At 60.5% G+C, this 18,092-nt stretch carries 12 protein-coding genes; 9 read left to right on the top strand and 3 right to left on the bottom strand.

Annotated features, from left to right (window positions below):
* Positions 1-1,741, bottom strand: a 1,741-nt coding sequence (locus tag ACIPY9_RS24020) for a ribonucleoside-diphosphate reductase subunit alpha (RefSeq protein WP_400707605.1), incomplete at its 3' end; no start/stop codon positions are given.
* A 681-nt stretch (positions 1,742-2,422) separates the two neighbouring features.
* On the opposite strand from ACIPY9_RS24020, the gene ACIPY9_RS24015 reads away from it, so the two are divergent.
* The 3 genes from ACIPY9_RS24015 to fhuF are packed head-to-tail and all read left to right on the top strand — an operon-like array spanning position 2,423 to position 5,476.
* On the top strand, positions 2,423-3,160 hold the full coding sequence (locus ACIPY9_RS24015; RefSeq protein WP_400707602.1) for a response regulator: 738 nt from the start codon (positions 2,423-2,425) through the stop codon (positions 3,158-3,160).
* Between the two features lie 4 nt (positions 3,161-3,164).
* On the top strand, positions 3,165-4,775 hold the full coding sequence (locus ACIPY9_RS24010) for an ATP-binding protein (RefSeq protein ID WP_400707599.1): 1,611 nt from the start codon (positions 3,165-3,167) through the stop codon (positions 4,773-4,775).
* A complete protein-coding gene (fhuF, locus tag ACIPY9_RS24005) occupies positions 4,772-5,476 on the top strand; it encodes a siderophore-iron reductase FhuF (RefSeq protein ID WP_400707596.1) in 705 nt (234 codons plus the stop codon). The genes ACIPY9_RS24010 and fhuF overlap by 4 nt, the downstream gene beginning before the upstream one ends.
* Here fhuF and ACIPY9_RS24000 read toward each other — a convergent pair whose 3' ends face one another.
* Together ACIPY9_RS24000 and ACIPY9_RS23995 are read right to left on the bottom strand one after the other, a co-directional pair.
* Positions 5,477-6,202 carry a 4'-phosphopantetheinyl transferase gene (locus ACIPY9_RS24000; RefSeq protein ID WP_400707593.1) on the bottom strand — a complete coding sequence of 242 codons (726 nt, stop codon included), beginning with the start codon at positions 6,200-6,202 and terminating at the stop codon, positions 5,477-5,479. It abuts the gene before it with no gap.
* A gap of 291 nt (positions 6,203-6,493) precedes the next feature.
* On the bottom strand, positions 6,494-7,282 hold the full coding sequence (locus ACIPY9_RS23995) for a dienelactone hydrolase family protein (protein ID WP_400707590.1): 789 nt from the start codon (positions 7,280-7,282) through the stop codon (positions 6,494-6,496).
* Positions 7,283-7,452: 170 nt separating this feature from the next.
* Here ACIPY9_RS23995 and ACIPY9_RS23990 point away from each other — a divergent pair, with 170 nt between their 5' ends.
* The 6 genes from ACIPY9_RS23990 to ACIPY9_RS23965 all read left to right on the top strand — a co-directional run.
* Positions 7,453-7,803 carry a hypothetical protein gene (locus tag ACIPY9_RS23990; protein WP_400707587.1) on the top strand — a complete coding sequence of 117 codons (351 nt, stop codon included), beginning with the start codon at positions 7,453-7,455 and terminating at the stop codon, positions 7,801-7,803.
* Between the two features lie 11 nt (positions 7,804-7,814).
* Positions 7,815-8,492, top strand: a complete 678-nt coding sequence (locus ACIPY9_RS23985; protein WP_400707584.1) for a response regulator — start codon at positions 7,815-7,817, stop codon at positions 8,490-8,492.
* Positions 8,489-9,835, top strand: coding sequence for an ATP-binding protein (locus ACIPY9_RS23980; RefSeq protein WP_400707581.1), 1,347 nt, complete (start codon positions 8,489-8,491; stop codon positions 9,833-9,835). The genes ACIPY9_RS23985 and ACIPY9_RS23980 overlap by 4 nt, the downstream gene beginning before the upstream one ends.
* 316 nt (positions 9,836-10,151) lie before the next feature.
* A complete protein-coding gene (locus tag ACIPY9_RS23975) occupies positions 10,152-10,670 on the top strand; it encodes an Hcp family type VI secretion system effector (RefSeq protein WP_400707578.1) in 519 nt (172 codons plus the stop codon).
* A gap of 131 nt (positions 10,671-10,801) precedes the next feature.
* The gene (locus ACIPY9_RS23970; protein ID WP_400707575.1) at positions 10,802-13,786 is read left to right on the top strand and encodes a type VI secretion system tip protein VgrG; all 2,985 of its coding nucleotides are present in this window, start codon (positions 10,802-10,804) and stop codon (positions 13,784-13,786) included.
* Positions 13,783-18,092, top strand: a 4,310-nt coding sequence (locus ACIPY9_RS23965) for an RHS repeat-associated core domain-containing protein (RefSeq protein ID WP_400707572.1), incomplete at its 3' end; no start/stop codon positions are given. The genes ACIPY9_RS23970 and ACIPY9_RS23965, both read left to right, overlap by 4 nt.

Raw genomic sequence — 18,092 nt, 5'->3', positions numbered from 1 at the left:
CCTTCAATTGCTGGAGTGGTTCGAGGTGACCGAAACCCGCGGGCACATCGAAAATGGCAAGGTGGCCGGTCTCGAACAGCATCGAGAGCATCTTGCGCCACAGGTCCTTGGCCTGGATGGTCTTGAACAGCTTGATCTTGCCTGGGTATTCGGTCAGGGCTTCATAGTACTCGTAACGTTCCTCGAAGGCCTTGCCGGTCAGGTCGTGCAGGTCCGGCACTTCCGATGGCGAGAACAGGGTCCACTTGCCGTCGTCGAAGACGCGCTTCATGAACAGGTCAGGGATCCAGTTGGCGGTGTTCATGTCGTGGGTACGACGACGATCGTCACCGGTGTTCTTGCGCAGCTCGATGAACTCTTCGATGTCCATGTGCCAGGTTTCCAGGTAGGCACAGACAGCGCCCTTGCGCTTGCCACCCTGGTTGACCGCAACGGCGGTGTCGTTGACCACTTTCAGGAACGGAACGACGCCTTGCGACTTGCCGTTGGTGCCCTTGATGTAGGAGCCCAGTGCACGCACCGGTGTCCAGTCGTTGCCCAGGCCGCCCGCGAATTTGGACAGCATGGCGTTGTCGTGGATCGCGTGGTAGATGCCCGACAGGTCGTCCGGCACGGTGGTCAGGTAGCAGCTGGACAGCTGTGGACGCAGGGTACCGGCGTTGAACAGGGTCGGGGTCGAGGCCATGTAGTCGAAGGACGACAACAGGTTGTAGAACTCGATGGCGCGGTCTTCCTTGGCTTTCTCTTCGATCGCCAGGCCCATGGCCACACGCATGAAGAAGATCTGCGGCAGTTCGAAACGCACGCCATCCTTGTGGATGAAGTAACGGTCGTACAGGGTCTGCAGGCCCAGGTAGGTGAACTGCTGGTCGCGCTCGTGGTTGATGGCCTTGCCCAGTTTGACCAGGTCGAAGTCGGCCAGCACAGGGTTGAGCAGTTCGTACTGGATACCGGTAGCGATGTAGGCCGGCAGGGCCTTGGCGTACAGGTCGGCCATTTCGTGGTGGGTGGCGCTGTCGGCCACTTCCAGGAAGCTCAGGCCTTCGGCACGCAGGGTGTCCATCAGCAGGCGGGCGGTGACGAACGAGTAGTTCGGCTCACGCTCGACCAGGGTACGGGCGGTCATGACCAGTGCGGTGTTGACGTCTTTCAGTGCAACGCCGTCGTACAGGTTCTTCAGGGTTTCGGTCTGGATCAGGTTGGCGTCGACTTCAGCCAGGCCTTCGCACGCTTCGGTGACGATGGTGTTCAGGCGGCCCATGTCCAGCGGCGCGAGGCTGCCATCAGGGCGGGTGATGCGGATCGACGGGTGAGCCTGGACTTGTGTTTCGCCAGCACGACCGGCGCGCTCCTTGGCGCGGGAGTCACGGTAGATGACGTAGTCGCGAGCGACTTTCTGCTCGCCGGCACGCATCAGGGCCAGTTCGACCTGGTCCTGGATTTCTTCGATGTGGATGGTGCCGCCCGACGGCATGCGACGCTTGAAGGTGGCCGTGACCTGTTCGGTCAGGCGGGCAACGGTGTCGTGGATACGTGACGAGGCGGCAGCGTTGCCGCCCTCAACTGCAAGAAACGCTTTGGTGATGGCGACGGTGATCTTGTCATCGGTGTAGGCAACGACAGTGCCGTTACGCTTGATCACGCGCAGTTGACCCGGAGCGGTCGCGGACAGGTCCTGTTGGCCCTGGCCGGATTGCGGCGCCTTGGTCGGCGAGTTCTCGCGAGTTGTGTCTGTTTGCATGGGTGTCTCCACGTTCTTTAAGTTTGTTTGGGCAGCAGAGCCGCCCACCGTTCCGTCTTGAGGCATTCAGTCGCCAAATGGGGCAACTCAAGGACTTCAAAACGGAGTCAGGAAGGGTGTGATCGCCATTCCCGGGCTTTGAAGTCAAAAAGGGGCCGGCTCAATGCCGATCCCCTGGAAAATCTGGTGAAGAGTGCGCGTTCGATGTTGCAAAACGTGTACCGGGCCGGTCTGTTTTCGGCGCGGTCGCTTGGGCCATTGAACACGTCTTAAAGTTCAACCTTGCAGACTCAAGAAAAATGCTTGAATTTCTCGATTGAGTTGTGCTGGTGTTTCTTCAGAAAACCCTACATGTAGGGTGTCTCTGTGGTTCGGGCTACAAGATAATGCGTTTTGGATAGCAATTGCAACGCACGACCTGTGGATAAGCTTGTGTGTAGTTTGTGTATGAAACGCCCGTATCGCGTGTAGGCCGCATAACTACTGAGCCGGACCGTTTGTCATTGTTTTTTACATCTCTCAGCGGCGCGAGGCCGATTTTTGCGGGCGCGAACCCTATCACAAAAAACACATCGTGCAAGGCCGTTCTGGCATGTCGTGTGCTTGGCCGGGCGATTGCTACAATCGCCTTCACCGATGCGAGAGAACATGCCCTTGAATAACAACAACAGGAGGCTGCGTGTGGAGCGAGAAAACTGGCGGGTGCTGATCGTGGAAGACGATCAGCGATTGGCCGAGTTGACCTGCGATTACCTGCAGGGCAACGGTCTGGATGTGAGCATTGAAAGTCATGGCACCCGGGCGGCGGCACGCATCATCGATGAGCAGCCGGACCTGGTGATTCTGGATCTGATGCTTCCCGGCGAAGACGGTCTGAGCATCTGCCGCAAGGTGCGTGACCGCTATGACGGGCCGATCCTGATGCTCACCGCGCGCACCGACGACTCCGATCAGGTTCAGGGCCTGGACACCGGCGCGGACGATTTCGTCTGCAAGCCGGTTCATCCGCGGGTGTTGCTGGCGCGTATTCACGCCCTGCTGCGGCGCAGCGAGGCCCCTCAGGTGCCTGCCGCCGAGCTGCGCCGTCTGGTGTTCGGCCCGCTGGTGGTGGATAACGCCCTGCGCGAGGCCTGGCTGCGGGGTCAGTGCATCGAGTTGACCGGAGCCGAGTTCGACTTGCTGTGGTTGCTGGTCGCCAATGCCGGGCGCACGCTGTCCCGGGAAGAAATCTTCACGGCCCTGCGTGGGGTGGGCTATGACGGGCAGGACCGTTCCATCGATGTACGGATTTCGCGCATCCGCCCGCGAATCGGCGACGATCCCATTCATCCGCGTCTGATCAAGACCGTGCGCAGCAAAGGCTATCTGTTCGTGCCTGAAGCGGCGCAGGACATGAACAGCTTTGTCCTGAACGGCTGACCCCATGAACTCCATTTTCCTGCGCATTTACGGCGGCATGCTGAGTGTTCTGGTGCTGGTGGCCTTGCTGGGCGTGCTGGCGCTGCACCTGCTCAATCAGGAGCGCAGCGGCCAGTATCGCGAACGGCTGGCTCACGGCACCTTTACCGTGATGGCCGATAACCTGATCCCTCTGAACGATATCGAGCGCCGTCGTGCGCTGGCGCTCTGGGAGCGTTTGCTGGGGATTCCGCTGGCATTGCAGAGCGTCGAAGAGGCACACCTGGACAGCAGCGCTCGTAGCCGTTTGCAGCGTGGGCAGGTGGTGGTCGAACAGATCGGCCCGCACGCGGCCAGGGTCTATCGTCAGCTCAGTGATCAGGAACCGCTCTTGCTGACCGGTGAAGTGCAGCAGATCACCGAGCAACTGGCGCGGGCCACCATTTATCTGTTGATCGACGAACTGGTGCGCCTGCCCGTCGATGAACAACCGGCGCGCCTGCAAGCCTTGCGGGTGAACAAGGGCTTCGGGTTCGACCTGAACCTGATTGCGCTGGATCAGGCGGATCTGGACGACGACCAGCGTCGGCGAGTCTATGAAGGCGACACGGTCATGGCGCTGGGCAAGGGCGGCGACTCCATCCGCGTGCTGTCCGGGATCGTCGATACCAACTGGGTGCTGGAGATCGGCCCGCTGTACCAGATGAATCCTTACCCGCCGCAATTGCTGGTGCTGATTGCGTTGGTGGGGCTGTGTTTCATCGGAGTGGTGGTTTATCTGTTGGTGCGGCGTCTTGAGCGACGAGTGCAGGCTTTGGAGGCCGCTGCGACCTTGATCGCGCAAGGCAGTCTGCAAACGCGGGTGCCGACTGAAGGCAGTGATTCGGTCGGTCGTCTGGCGGCGGCGTTCAACAGCATGGCCGAGCATTTGCAGCGTTCGCTGATGATCCAGCGCGAATTGGTGCGGGCGGTGTCCCATGAGCTGCGTACGCCGGTATCGCGCCTGCGTTTTGGTCTGGAAATGATTCAGGATGCGACCACGCCTGAGGCGCGACATAAATACATGGCGGGCATGGACAGCGACATTCAGGACCTCGACAAGCTGGTGGACGAGATGCTGACCTATGCCCGGCTGGAGCAGGGCGCTCCGACCCTGAGTTTTCAGCGTATCGATCTGGATGCCTTGATCAATCGGGTCATCGCTGAGCTGGCCCCTCTGCGTGCCAATGTGCGGGTTTCTCGCGGTGAGTGCGTGATCACGACTCAGGGCGAGGTGGCCTGGGTCGATGCCGAACCGCGTTATCTGCATCGTGCCGTACAGAATCTGGTGAGCAATGCGCTGCGCCATGCCGAATCGCAGGTCAGTATCCGTTATCGGCTGGAGCCGGGGTGTTGCCGTCTTGATGTGGAGGACGATGGACCCGGTGTGCCGGAAAGCGCCTGGGAGCAGATCTTCACGCCATTCATGCGTCTGGACGACAGCCGGACGCGGGCTTCCGGCGGGCACGGCCTGGGGTTGTCCATCGTGCGCCGGATCATTCACTGGCACGAAGGCCGTGCTTCCATCGACCGCAGCGGCAGCCTGGGCGGTGCCTGCTTTACGCTGACCTGGCCGCGCACTCAGGTGTCACGATGAGCGTTCTGTTCACCGGACCTCTGGAGCCGTTCGGGCAGACGCTGCTGACAGCGGACGACCCGCGCCCGGTGACGACATTGGCGGAACTGCTTCAGCCGTCACGCATGGATGCGCTGCTACTGGGGCTTTACGGGCCTGATCTGATGCCTGCTCATTTGCCGGTGCTGGTGTCGCAATGGGCCAAGTATTACTTCATGCAGGTGATTCCGCCGTTGATGGCGGCGGGGCTGGTCCAGGAGTGGTACTGGCCGTTGCATCTGGATCAGGTGGCGGTGGCGCTGGATGAGCGTGGTGTGCCTGCGGGCGTGAAGCTACTGGCGCGTGGTGAGTCTTTGCGTGAGCGCCCCGTCGACCCTTTTCAGCGCTTTGCCGGTTTGCTCGATGACAATCTGCAGCCTGTCATCAAGTTGTTGAGCGTTTATGGCCATGTGTCCCGTGGCGTGCTGTGGGGCAGTGCCGGGGATTATCTGGAGGCCTGTCTCACGCAGTTGGGGCGATGCAGCAATGTGCCTCTTGAAAAGGGCTGGGCGTTGCTGACTCACCCTCAACGTCCGGATGGACGGCGTAATCCATTGTTTCAGGCTGTGAGTTATGTCGAGCAGGCGGACGGTTCGGCACCGCGTCGGCAGCGCCGCACCTGTTGCCTGAGCCATCGGGTCGAGTGGGTCGGGCGCTGCGAGCATTGCCCGCTGCCCGCCTGATCAGGCAGGAATGCTCACCAGACTCAGCAAATGCTGGTCGTGCAGGCTGAACTGGCCTTCGAGTTCCTTGCCGCTGTGCCACTCACTGGACAGGTCCATCAATAGGCGCAGGCGCACGTTGCCGTCTTCCGACCAGCCCAGCACTTGAGCGTCCTCGAAATAGAAGCGCTTTTGCACGATGGGGTAGAGCGCCTTGAACAGGGCTTCCTTGATGGAAAAGGTCAGGGTCACGCGCAAGGCGATCTGTTCTTCGGGGCCTGCGGCCATGGCGGCCAGTTCGTCGGCGGTGAGGATTTCCCCGGCCAGACGGCTGGCGCGATCGGTGCTCAACAGGTTTTCGGTATCCAGGCCCAGGCCGCGCCATTGTTGTCTGGACGCAACGATGGCTGCAGCCCAGCCGGTGCTGTGAGTGATCGAACCGCAGATATCGCCTGGCCAGATCGGCGCACGGTCTTCACCGATGGCCGGGACGTACAGGCGTTCGTCGAGTCGGTGCAGGGCTTCACGGGCACAGAGCCGACCGGCCAGGAACTCGGCCTGACGCTTGGCGACCGAGCGCTGAATGCTGGCGGGAGGAGCAATGGCGCAACGCTGAAAATCACCGTCGGCCAGCTTCTGCGGATCGAAATGGCTGCTGACCAATACCGCACCCGGCACGGGCCGGGGCAGTGGCCAGTGTCGGACCGGTTCGGAGCAGCAGGCGGGGAGTGTCGGAATTCGAGTCATGGGCGGCATTGTGCCGGATGTGGAAACGCATTCGCGAATGAATTCGTTTCCATATGGAACTCATTCGCGAACCTGTCACCCCGTAGGAGCGAATTCATTCGCGAGACGTCATTGAAATCGATAGACCTTATTCAACTTCACGAGCCTATCGCGAATGAATTCGCTCCCACGGAAGGGCTGAGCGAAGAGGGATGTACATCCAGCGTCTTTCTGTAGATCAGAAATACCGCCTTCCCGGATAAATCCGGTCCCACACAATCCGTATGCTTGCGCACCGGCGAGGGCGAAAACTCAACCAAATATTTTCTTGAAGAACGCCTGCATGTCCGCCCACGAACGCTGGTCGGCGGCCTTGTTGTAGCCGATGTCCGGGCCGCCATGCTCGCCATGGCTCAGGCGGTCGGCGTCGGGGTTGCTGAAGCCGTGTTTCGCGCCTTCGAGGCTGACGAACTTGTAGTCGGCCTTGGCGTCGTCCATTTCCTTCTTGAACGCCACGACGTTCTCTGGCGTGACCATGCTGTCCTTGGCGCCGTGTTCTACCAGCATTGGCACCTTGATGCCCGGTTTGGCTGGCGTATTGGTGACCAGCGCGCCATGGAAGCTCACCACACCCGCCAGTGGCTCGCCGCGGCGTGCGGCATCGAGCACGATCTTGCCGCCGAAACAGTAGCCGATGGCTGCGATCTTGTTCGGGTTGGTCTGGGGATGTTTCTTCAATTGCTCAAGGCCGGCATCGAAGCGTTTGTTGGCGGCGTCGCTGTCTTTCAGGGCCGCTTGCATGAATGCCATGGCGTCCTTGGGGTGTTCGGTGTTCTTGCCGTCGCCGTACATGTCGATGGCCATGGCGCTGTAGCCCAGCGCCGCGAGGTCGCGGGCGCGGCGCTTGGCGTAATCGTTCAGCCCCCACCATTCGTGGACCACCAGAACACCGGGGCGCTGGCCCTTGATGGCATCGTCATAGGCGTAGTAAGCCACCAGTTTTGTGCCGTCGGCACTCTGGTAGTCGATCTGCTCGGTCTTGATGGCCGCCTGGGCCAGCCCGGTGAGGCTCATCATGATCAACGCAATCCACAGACGCATGTTCAGCTCCTTCTAAAGGTGGGAAGAGGGCAAAGCCTAGTCGATTCTGCCGTTTTTATCGTGTGTTTCCGTTCAGCGACGGTTCAGAGCGTGTTCAGTAAGAGTTCAGGCCGTGGGGGCTACTGTGAATCCGTACTTTGATCGCGTTCCCGAGCGCAAAAGGAGTTCTCATGTTGAACCTCAACAAGTTTTTCCTGGCGTTGGCTTTTCTGGGGGGAAGTGCTGCGGCACAGGCCGGTGATGGCCTGCTGGAAGCGGCACGTATCGAGTTCGGCAAGACCAGCGAACGGTCCGACGAGGCCAGCGTCTGGCGTCAGGGGCCGGGTTGGCAGGCCTCGTTGGGGGCATCGACACAGGGGCTTTATGCGCCGCCTGTTTATGGCAGCCTGTGCGGCACCTACAATGGCGTGCCGGTCAGTCGCGAAGCCCTGTCGGGCGAATATGATCCGACGCAGCGTTTGCCCTTGAATGCCAGACTGTTGAGTACCGATCCGGGGATGTCGTTTCATTCTTTGTCTTAGGGGAGAGCTGCATGAAGTTGTTGGTGGTCGAGGACGAAGCCTTGCTACGTCATCACCTGTGGACCCGCCTGACCGAGGTGGGGCATGTGGTGGAGGCAGTGGCCAATGCCGAGGAGGCGCTGTATCAGGTCGGCCAGTTCAATCATGATCTGGCGGTGATCGACCTCGGCTTGCCGGGCATTGGAGGGCTGGACCTGATTCGCCAGTTGCGCGCCCAGGGCAAGGCCTTTCCGATTCTGATCCTCACCGCCCGCGGCAACTGGCAGGACAAGGTCGAAGGCCTGGCCGCCGGAGCGGATGATTATGTGGTCAAGCCGTTTCAGTTCGAGGAACTGGAGGCACGACTCAATGCCCTGTTGCGCCGTTCCAGCGGGTTCATTCAATCGACCATCACGGCCGGGCCTCTGTTGCTCGACCTCAATCGCAAGCAGGCGGCGCTGGATGAGCAGCCACTGGCGTTGACGGCCTATGAATACCGGATTCTTGAATACCTGATGCTTCATCATCAGCAAGTGGTGCCCAAGGAGCGCCTGATGGAGCAGCTGTACCCGGATGACGACGAGCGCGATCCGAATGTGATCGAAGTGCTGGTCGGGCGACTGCGGCGCAAGCTGGAAGGGGCGCAGGCCTTCAAACCCATCGAGACGGTGCGTGGCATGGGGTATCTGTTTACTGAGCGCTGTACATGATTCGTTCGCTGCGCCTGCGCTTGATGCTGGCCGCCGCCACCCTGGCGGTGATTTTCATGCTGCTGATGTTGCCGGCCTTGCAGGGCGCATTCAGCCTGGCCTTGCGGGGTGCCATCGAGCAGCGTCTGGCGTCGGACGTGACGACCATGATTTCCGCGGCCCGCGTCGAAGACGGTCGCCTGCTGATGCCTTCGTTATTGCCCGGCGAGCAGTTCAACCTGCCGGGCAGTCGTTTGCTGGGGTACATCTATAACCTTCAAGGCCAACTGGTCTGGCGCTCGATGGGGACTGAAGGCGAGCACATTCGATACCGTCCGCACTATGACGGGCAGGGCAGCCAGTTCACCAAGATCAAGGAAGTCGATGGCGAAGAGTATTTTGTCTACGATGCCGAGATCCGCCTGCTGGGCGGGCGCAATGCCGCGTTCAGCGTCGTGGCCCTGCAACCGTTGCGCGACTATCAGGAAACCATTGCCGGTCTGCGACAGAAGCTTTACCTGGGGTTTGGTGGTGCCTTGCTGGTGCTGCTCGGACTTTTGTGGGTGGGGCTGACCTGGGGCTTGCGAGCGCTCAAGGGGTTGAGTCAGGAACTGGATCAGGTCGAGGCCGGTGCCCGTGACAGTTTGAGTGAAGAGCATCCCAGTGAGCTGCTGCGCCTGACGGACTCCCTGAACCGCCTGTTGCGCAGCGAGCGCGAGCAGCGCATCCGTTACCGGGATTCCCTGGGCGATCTGGCCCATAGCCTGAAAACCCCTCTGGCGGTGTTGCAGGGCGTCAGCGAGAACATCGCCAAGCGCCCCGAGGATGTCGAGCAGGCACGGGTTCTGCAATCCCAGATCGAACGCATGAGTCAGCAGATCGGCTATCAATTGCAGCGGGCCAGTCTGCGCAAGAGCGGGCTGGTTCGGCACTATGTGATGCTGCGGCCGGTGGTCGAAAGCCTGTGCAACACGCTGGAGAAGGTGTACCGCGACAAGCAGGTCAAGATCACGCTGGATCTGCCCGAACAATGCCATGTGCCCATGGAAGAAGGGGCGCTGCTGGAAATGCTCGGCAACCTGCTGGAAAACGCTTACCGGCTGTGCCTGGGGGAAGTGAAGGTCAGTTTTCACTCTTCGGCGTCAGGGGATGAGCTGTGCGTCGAGGATGATGGGCCCGGCATCCCGTTGCGTCAGCGGGCACGTATCCTGGAGCGTGGCGAGCGGCTGGACCGCCAGAACCCGGGTCAGGGAATCGGCCTGGCCGTGGTCAAGGACATCATCGAAAGCTACAGCGCCCGTCTGACCCTGGACGATTCGCCATTGGGCGGGGCGAGTTTTCGCATCCACTTCCTGGCGCAATAGGTCATTTCGCGATTTTTCCCTACTGCGCAAGAAGTTGCGCACTTAAATGTGGATAAGCCTGTGGGTACATCGTTGCAGGCTTTTAAATTCAAGGTTTACAGAGGAGTGCGCAAGAAGTTGCGCAGTGGTGCGCAACTTCTTGCGCACTTTATTCCACTTTCCTACAGGGTTTTCTGAAATGGACTACGTTGTTTTTAGATAAGTCCATGATTTGTAACCGTATTTTTCTGATTGGCATGCCTTTTGATATCTCCTGGCTACCGGGCCGGCCTTTCTGCCCTCCGGTTCCGCCTTTTTCAGCAAGGAGAGCATCCTCATGGCAACACCCGCGTACATGTCCGTCACTGGCACCAAACAAGGTCTGATCACTGCTGGCGCGTTCACCGCCGACTCGGTGGGCAACACTTACCAGGAAGGTCACGAAGACCAGGTCATGGTCCAGGGCTTCCAGCACGAAGTCATCATCCCGCGTGACCCGCAATCCGGCCAGCCTACCGGCCAGCGCGTCCACAAGCCTGTGGTCATCACCAAGGTTTTCGACAAGGCTTCGCCCCTGCTGCTGGCGGCCCTGACTTCCGGTGAGCGTCTGACCGAGATCGTCATCCACTGGTACCGCACTTCGGCAGCCGGCACCCAGGAACACTACTACACCACGACCCTGGAAGACGCGATCATCGTCGACATCAAGGACTACATGCACAACTGCCAGGACCCGGCCAACGCCCACTTCACCCACCTGGAAGACGTGCACTTCACCTACCGCAAGATCACCTGGACCCACGAAGTCAGCGGCACTTCCGGTTCCGATGACTGGCGTTCTCCGGTCGCAGGCTAAGGCCGGTCGATCGTGTGTGACTCCATCGGTCCGTTTCGCGGATCGATGGAGGCTATCCCCCGTATTCATACATGCGAGAAGGGCCCAGACGGCGCTTCTCGCATGTTGCAGCTCTGCACGAGGAACAAGGGATGTTCTCATCGGCCAACCAGCCCCATTTCACGCTGACCCTCGACGGTGCGGACTTTCAGGTCCTGGCCTTTCAGGGGCGCGAAGCCCTGAACACGCCGTTCGAGTTCGAACTGGAACTGGTCAGCGAAAAAGCCTCGCTGGACCTTGAAGCGCTGCTGCACAAGCTCGCGTTCCTGCAACTGTCCCCCTCGGGCACCGGTATTCACGGGCTGGTGTACAGCATCGCCCAGGGCGAGGCGGGCAAGCGCCTGACCCGCTACCGGATCAGCCTGCGTCCGCAACTGGCCTACCTGGCCCATCGCATCAATCAGCGCATCTTCCAGCAGATGACGGTGCCGCAGATCATTGCCCAGGTGCTCGAAGAACACGGCATCCTGGCCAGCGATCACAAATTCCAGCTGAGCGCGGTGTACCCCGAGCGGGTGTACTGCGTGCAGTACGACGAGTCCGATCTGCAATTCATCCAGCGCCTGTGTGAAGAGGAAGGTATCCACTACCACTTCCAGCACAGCAGCAGTGGTCACATGCTGGTGTTCGGCGACGACCAGACCGTCTTCCCCAAACTGGCCCCGGTGGCTTACCAGCAGGACAGCGGTCTGGTGGCCGACGATCCGGTGATCAAGCGCTTTGGCCTGCGTCTGGAGACCCGCACCAGCCGCACTACACGACGTGACTACGACTTCACCAAGCCGCGTATCGAGCTGGAGAGCGACGCCAAGAGCGATGCCCAGCCGGACCTGGAGGATTACGATTATCCGGGACGCTTCGTCGACCGCGAGCGCGGCAAGCACCTGGCCAACCGGGCACTGGAGCGCCATCGCAGCGACTACCGCCTGGCCGAGGGCAACAGCGACCAGCCGCTGCTGGTCACCGGGCATTTCCTGTCCCTGACCGGGCACGCCAACACCGCCTGGAACGACCTGTGGCTGCTGACCGAAATCTTCCACGAAGGCAAGCAGCCGCAAGTGCTGGAAGAGTCGGTCACCAGCGACACCACCGACCTCAAGGACGATTTCCACCAGGGTTACCGCAACCGTTTCACGGCCACCCCTTGGGATGTACCGTACCGTCCGCCGCTGGATCACCCCAAGCCCAAGGTGCTGGGCACCCAGCGGGCCGTGGTCACCGGCCCTGAAGGCGAAGAAATCTTCTGCGACCAGTATGGCCGGGTGAAGGTGCAGTTCTTCTGGGACCGCGAAGGCCAGCACGACGACAAGACCAGTTGCTGGATGCGTGTGGCGTCGAACTGGGCCAGCCAGAACTTCGGCTCGATCAACCTGCCGCGCATCGGTATGGAAGTGTTGATCACCTTCCTGGAAGGCGACCCCGACCAGCCGCTGCTCACCGGCTGCCTGTACCACGGCGTCAACCTGCCGCCGTACAAGCTGCCCGACTTCAAGACCCTGGCCACGGTCAAGAGCAAGGAATACAAGGGCAGCCGCGCCAACGAACTGCGCATCGACGACACCACCAGCGAGATCAGCATCGCGCTGCGCAGTGATCATGGTGCCAGTGCGATCAACCTCGGCTACCTGACCCATCCGCGTCCAAGTGGCGGCCAGCCACGAGGTGAAGGCTTCGAGCTGCGCACCGATCGTCATGGCGCGGTGCGGGCCGCGGCCGGTCTGTTGATCACCACCGAACCGCGCCCCAACGAATCCAAGCACCACAAGGACCTGCCCGAAACCGCCGAGCGGCTGGCGACGGCCGCCGAGCAACAGGACGGTCTGGGGGCCCAGGCCCGTGAAGTCCAGGCCCAGGAAGCGGGCGATCAGGACGACGTGGCCAAGGCGCTGCATGCCCAGCATCAAGGCATTCTGGGCAGCGGTCCGGCGAACATGAGCGCCAACGAATTCCCTGAATTCACCGAGCCGCATCTGGTACTGGCCAGCCCGGCAGGTATCGCCCTGAGCACGCCGCGCTCCAGCCACATCGCCACCGGCGAACACCTGGGCCTGAGCAGCACCGGGCACACCAGCCTGTCCATCGGCAAACGCTTGCTGGCCAGTGCCAGCCAGGGCATGCGGCTGTTCGTGCAGAACCTCGGCTGGCGACTGGTGGCGGTGTCCGGCGACATCGACGTCAAGGCCCTGAAGGACAGCATCAACCTGCTGGCCAAGCTCAACATCACTGCCAATGCCGACCGCATCACCATCACCGCCAAGACCGAGCTGGTGATTCAGGGCGGTGGCAGCGCCACGACCTACAACGCTGGCGGCATTACCCACGCCACGACCGGGCCTTATACCGCTCACGCGGCGAACTTTGCCTACACCGGTGCCAAGAGTCTGGCGGGTGTCTTCCCCGAGCCGCCGAAGCCGGGGCAGGGCACGCTGGAACTGTTCAACCAGTACGCCAACCTGCAAGGCATCAAAGGCGGCGATTACGAAGTGATCGACGCGCTGGGCAAGAGCCTCAAGGGCACTCTCAACGCCGATGGCTTTGCCACGGTGTCCGGTGCGGCTCCAGGGCCTGCCCGCGTCGTGTTCGGCAAGGACCCGGCAGACACCTGGAGCGACGGCAGCTACATCGGCAAACCCGAGTGGCCGCGTGAACAACCGGCCACTGACGACGCGCCGTCGTCGATCGGATCCATGGTGGCCAGTGTGCTGCCGACCGAGGGCAAGGCGGCTTCGTTGCTGGAGAGCGGCAAGTCGCTGGTCAGCGACGGCATGGACATGGCCAAGAGCGGAATGGCCGCCGTTCAGCAAGGCATGGGCGTCGTGCAGCAGGCGCAGTCTGCAATGCAGACCGCACAACAGGCGAAAAGCGCGCTTCAGGCCGGCGCTTCCGGGCTTCCGCAACTGGCCAGCCTGGCAGGCGTCAACGTGCCAAGCGCCTCATCGCTGTTGAGCACCGCCAGCAAGGCCGGACAATTGCCGACACTGCCGGCCCTGCCCACTTTGCCAAGTCTGCCGACCATTACCCCGCCCACGATCACCTTGAAAACCCCCGACCTGCTGGCGGGTGAGATGCTGTCATGACCGAGACAACGGCTGTAGTCAAACGTGAAACCCAGGTTGCGATTGTCCCGCTCGACAGAATTCAGGTTGTGGATGTTGGACGTGATGCGGCCAAGTTCGATGCCTGGTTGCAGGAGGTCAGTGGTGGCATCGTGACGCTTGACCGCATTCAGAACTTTGCCGGTGCGTTGCCTGTAGTGGGCAATATCATGGCGTTGATTGATGTTCTGAATGACATTGTCACGCTTGTTAAAAGCGAGAAACGTGACCCGCTTGACTGGGTGACATTGGGCATTGACCTGATTGGTGTTATTCCTGCACCACCTGCCATGGCGGCAGCACGCATGAGCTTGCGACCTGCCCTGTATCTGGTGCGGCAGGAGATGAAAGTCGCTGGCAAGGCAATGCTTGGCGATGCGCTGATCAACATGATTGTCGGGCACCTGAATGCGACCATCGTGGGTGAAATCGACGACTTCGTGAAAACAGCCACGGCTGAACTTCCGGATATTCTCGATAAGGCAGGCGTGAAAGGTGAGGAAATCCTCAAGGAGATTGCTGAAGGATTAAATGCAGTCGTCAACAGCGATCTGGATACGACGAAGCATCTAAAAGCAGCCAGGGAAAAGATAAATGGCATCCAGCATGATCCTGATTCGGTTTTCAGCAATTTCCTTGGTGCCGCATGCGATATCTACATGGCGGCAGGAAAGGCAGTAGTTAATAGCGCCACAGAGCTCTTGATGCCTGAAGAAGCCAAGAAACTGGTGGCTGAACAAACGCGTTTGTTAATTGCCATGGGGCCAGAGCTGAAGACTCAGTTAAAAAGCCTCAGTGATCCCGGCTCGCCTTACTCCATTGGTGCCTTGCTCAGTATTTTGACCAAGGCGGTCGAGGTCTGGAGTCTTCGCAATGGGCATGGTCAGGCCGGAAACGTGAAGCTTGGTGTGACCAGTAAAGCCAAAAACCAGCGTGGAGAAGGACGGACCGAAGTCAGGAAAAACGAAGTACAGGCTGAGAAGGAGCCCAACTCGGCCAAGAACGGTACTTGCCCTGGCACGTGTAACAGCATCAACTTTTCCACGGGTTCGGAATCGCTTGCTCATACGGACTTCAAGTTGTCCGGGCCGTATCCTGTCGAGTGGACCCGTACCTACCTTTCAAGCCTGAACGCCTATGATGAAGGCGTATTGGGTGCCCGTTGGATCACCGCGTTTACCACTCGCTTCGACCTTATAGATGACGGTCTGCTGTTCCACGACGCTGATGGACGTAGCCATGCCTTCTCGCTACCCGCAGTGGGCCTGTTCCACTACGATGCCATCGAAAATCTTACGGTGGTGCGTACTCTCGAAGACACCCTGGTGCTGTGTCGTGCCCTCGAACGCAAGGAAACTTACGTTCGTGACGGTAAGCAGTTCCGCCTTACCCGTATCGAGTTGCGCAACGGTGCCGGGGTTACGCTGCATTACGAGCACCGCCACGGTGATTCCAGAGAGTTGTCGGATATCCTCACCTATAAAGGCGGCGATATCAGCAAGGTGCATTTGCATCTGGGCACGATGCTGGATGAGCAAGGTCGCCTGATCGGTCTATGGGAAATCAAGGACGGCAAACCCCAGCGTCAGCTTTGCCGCTACCAGTACGACGCTTATGGCGATCTGGTTCAGGCTCAGGATGAAAACGGAGCCAGTTGGCAGTATTACTACCAGTCTCACCTGATTACCCGTTACACCGACCGGACAGGTCGCGGTTTGAACCTGCAATGGAATGGCACGAGTCCCAAAGCTCGGGCTGTGCGCGAATGGGCCGACGACGGCAGCTTCGACACTCGCCTGGAGTGGGACGAAAATATCCGCCTGACCTACGTCACCGATGCTCTGGGTCATGAAACCTGGCACTACTACGACATCAAGGGCTACACCTACCGCATTCGTCATGCCGATAACCGTTCGGATTGGTTCTTCCGTGACGATGCCCAGAACGTGGTTCGGCATATTCGTGCTGATGGCGGCGAGGATCGCTACAGCTACGATGACCACAGCAACCTGCTACAGCATATTCGTCCTGACAATACCGTCGTGCACTATGCCTACGACGATCAGGACCAGTTGATCAAGATCAGCGATGCTGAAGGCGGGCTGTGGCTGCGGGCCTATGACGACAGCGGTAACCTGGTGGAAACCGTCGACCCGTTGGGTAACAAGACGGAATACGCTTATAACGATGCAGGTTTACCCACGGCGATCAAGGACGCTAACGGCAACGAAAAGGCCCTGGCCTACAACGATGCCGGGCAACTGGTCGAATACACCGACTGCTCCGGCAAGACCAGCGCCTGGGAATACAACGACCTGGGTCAACTGACCAGCTTCACCGATGCGGCGGGCAATACCACTGAGCACCAGTACAAGGCTGGGCACTTGGTGTTGACCATCCATCCGGACAAGACCGAAGAGCGTTTTGAGCGCGACGCGGAGGGCAGGTTACTGGCTCACGTCGATGCCCTTGAGCGCTGCACCACCTGGACTTACACCGTCGCGGGCCTGATCGACGAGCGTGTGGATGCCGCTGAGCAAGCTGTACGTTATCGTTGGGACAAGCTCGGACGTTTGGTGGCCCTGGAAAACGAAAACGAACGCCGTGCGCATTTTCATTACGACTCGATCGGACGTTTGCTGGACGAAACAGGTTTTGATGGTCGTACCAGGCGTTATCAGTACGAGCCTGCAAGTGGCCGTTTGCTCAGAACCCTGAGTGGTGAGCGCAGTGTTTCTGTTCGATTCGACCCTATGGGGCGTCTTATCGAGCGTACAGCGCATTTGGGTGATCGGTCCCAGACCGAAACCTTTGCCTATAACGGCAATGGTCAGATGATCCAGGCCAGCAACACCGACAGCCGCCTGCAATGGTTCCACGACCCGGCGGGTAACCTGCTGCGTGAACACCAGCACTACCTGGGCCTGGACAAACCGCAGGTCGCGGTCTGGCAGCACGAATACGACGTGCTCAACCAGCGCATCGCCACCGTGCGCCCGGACGGGCACCGGGTCAGTTGGCTGACCTACGGCAGCGGCCACCTGCTGGGCCTGCGCCTGGACGATCACGACCTGATCGGCTACGAGCGCGACGACCTGCACCGCGAGATCGCCCGTCATCAGGGCAACCGCCTGCTGCAGACCCAGCAATGGGACCCGGCCGGTCGCCTGACGGAACAACTGCTGGGCCGTCCGGACGACAAATCCACGCTGCTCAAGCGCGAATACACCTACGACGCCGCCGGGCAACTGACCGACATCAACGACAGCCGCCGCGGTCCGCTGGCCTACCGCTACGACCCGGTGGGCAGGCTGCTCAGCGCCATCAGCCGTCAGGGCGTGGAAACCTTCGCCTTCGACCCGGCCGGCAACCTGCTGGACGACACCGTCGCCGACATCCGCCGCCCGCTGGACCAGGACCCCAAACGCAGCCAGCTGCTCGACAACCTGCTGCGCGAATACGCTGGCACCCACTACGAATACGACGACCGCGGCAACCAGGTGCAACGCTGGCACAACGGTGCCTACAGCCGCCTGACCTGGGACCTGTTCGACCGCCTGGTGCATTTCGACGACGCCCGCCTGGCGGTGGACTACGCCTACGACGCCCTGGGCCGACGCCTGTACAAGCACTCGACCGCCCACACCCGGAACCGTCCCGAGGCGGGCACCCAGTGGAACCGCAACGAATATGGCCGTAAACAACGGGAACTGGGCTGCGGCTTCACCCTGTACGGCTGGGACGGCGACACTCTGGCCTGGGAAAGCAGCCCGGCGCAGCACGAAAGCGGCACCGGCCGTACCGTGCACTACCTTTACGAACCGGGCAGCTTCATCCCCGTGGCCCAGGCCCTTCGCCAGAGCCCGATCCAGCTGCTCGACCTGCCGGACTACAGCGGCCCGTACGACTTCGACGACGACCCGCTGTGGCACCACAAACCCGAGGTCCCCCCCTTCGACGCTCTGGCCTGGTACCAGTGCGACCATCTGGGCACGCCCCAGGAACTCACCGACCAGCACGGCGACATCGCCTGGAGTGCGCAGTACAAGGCGTGGGGTGAAATCAAGGAACAGCGTTCAGCCAGCGCACAACAACTCGGCCTGACCAACCCGATCCGCTTCCAGGGCCAGTACCATGACCACGAGACGGGGCTGCACTACAACCGCTATCGGTACTATGATCCGAGGGTAGGACGGTTTGTCAGCAAGGACCCGATCAGTTATGCGGGTGGGACTAACCTCTATGTTTATGCGCCGAACCCGGTGGAATGGGTTGACCCGAATGGGCT

The sequence above is a fragment of the Pseudomonas sp. NPDC089734 genome, assembly GCF_044748865.1.
Taxonomy (GTDB): domain Bacteria; phylum Pseudomonadota; class Gammaproteobacteria; order Pseudomonadales; family Pseudomonadaceae; genus Aquipseudomonas.
Note: the sequence above shows the minus strand (reverse complement) of the source record. Positions and strands in the feature narration are given on the sequence as shown.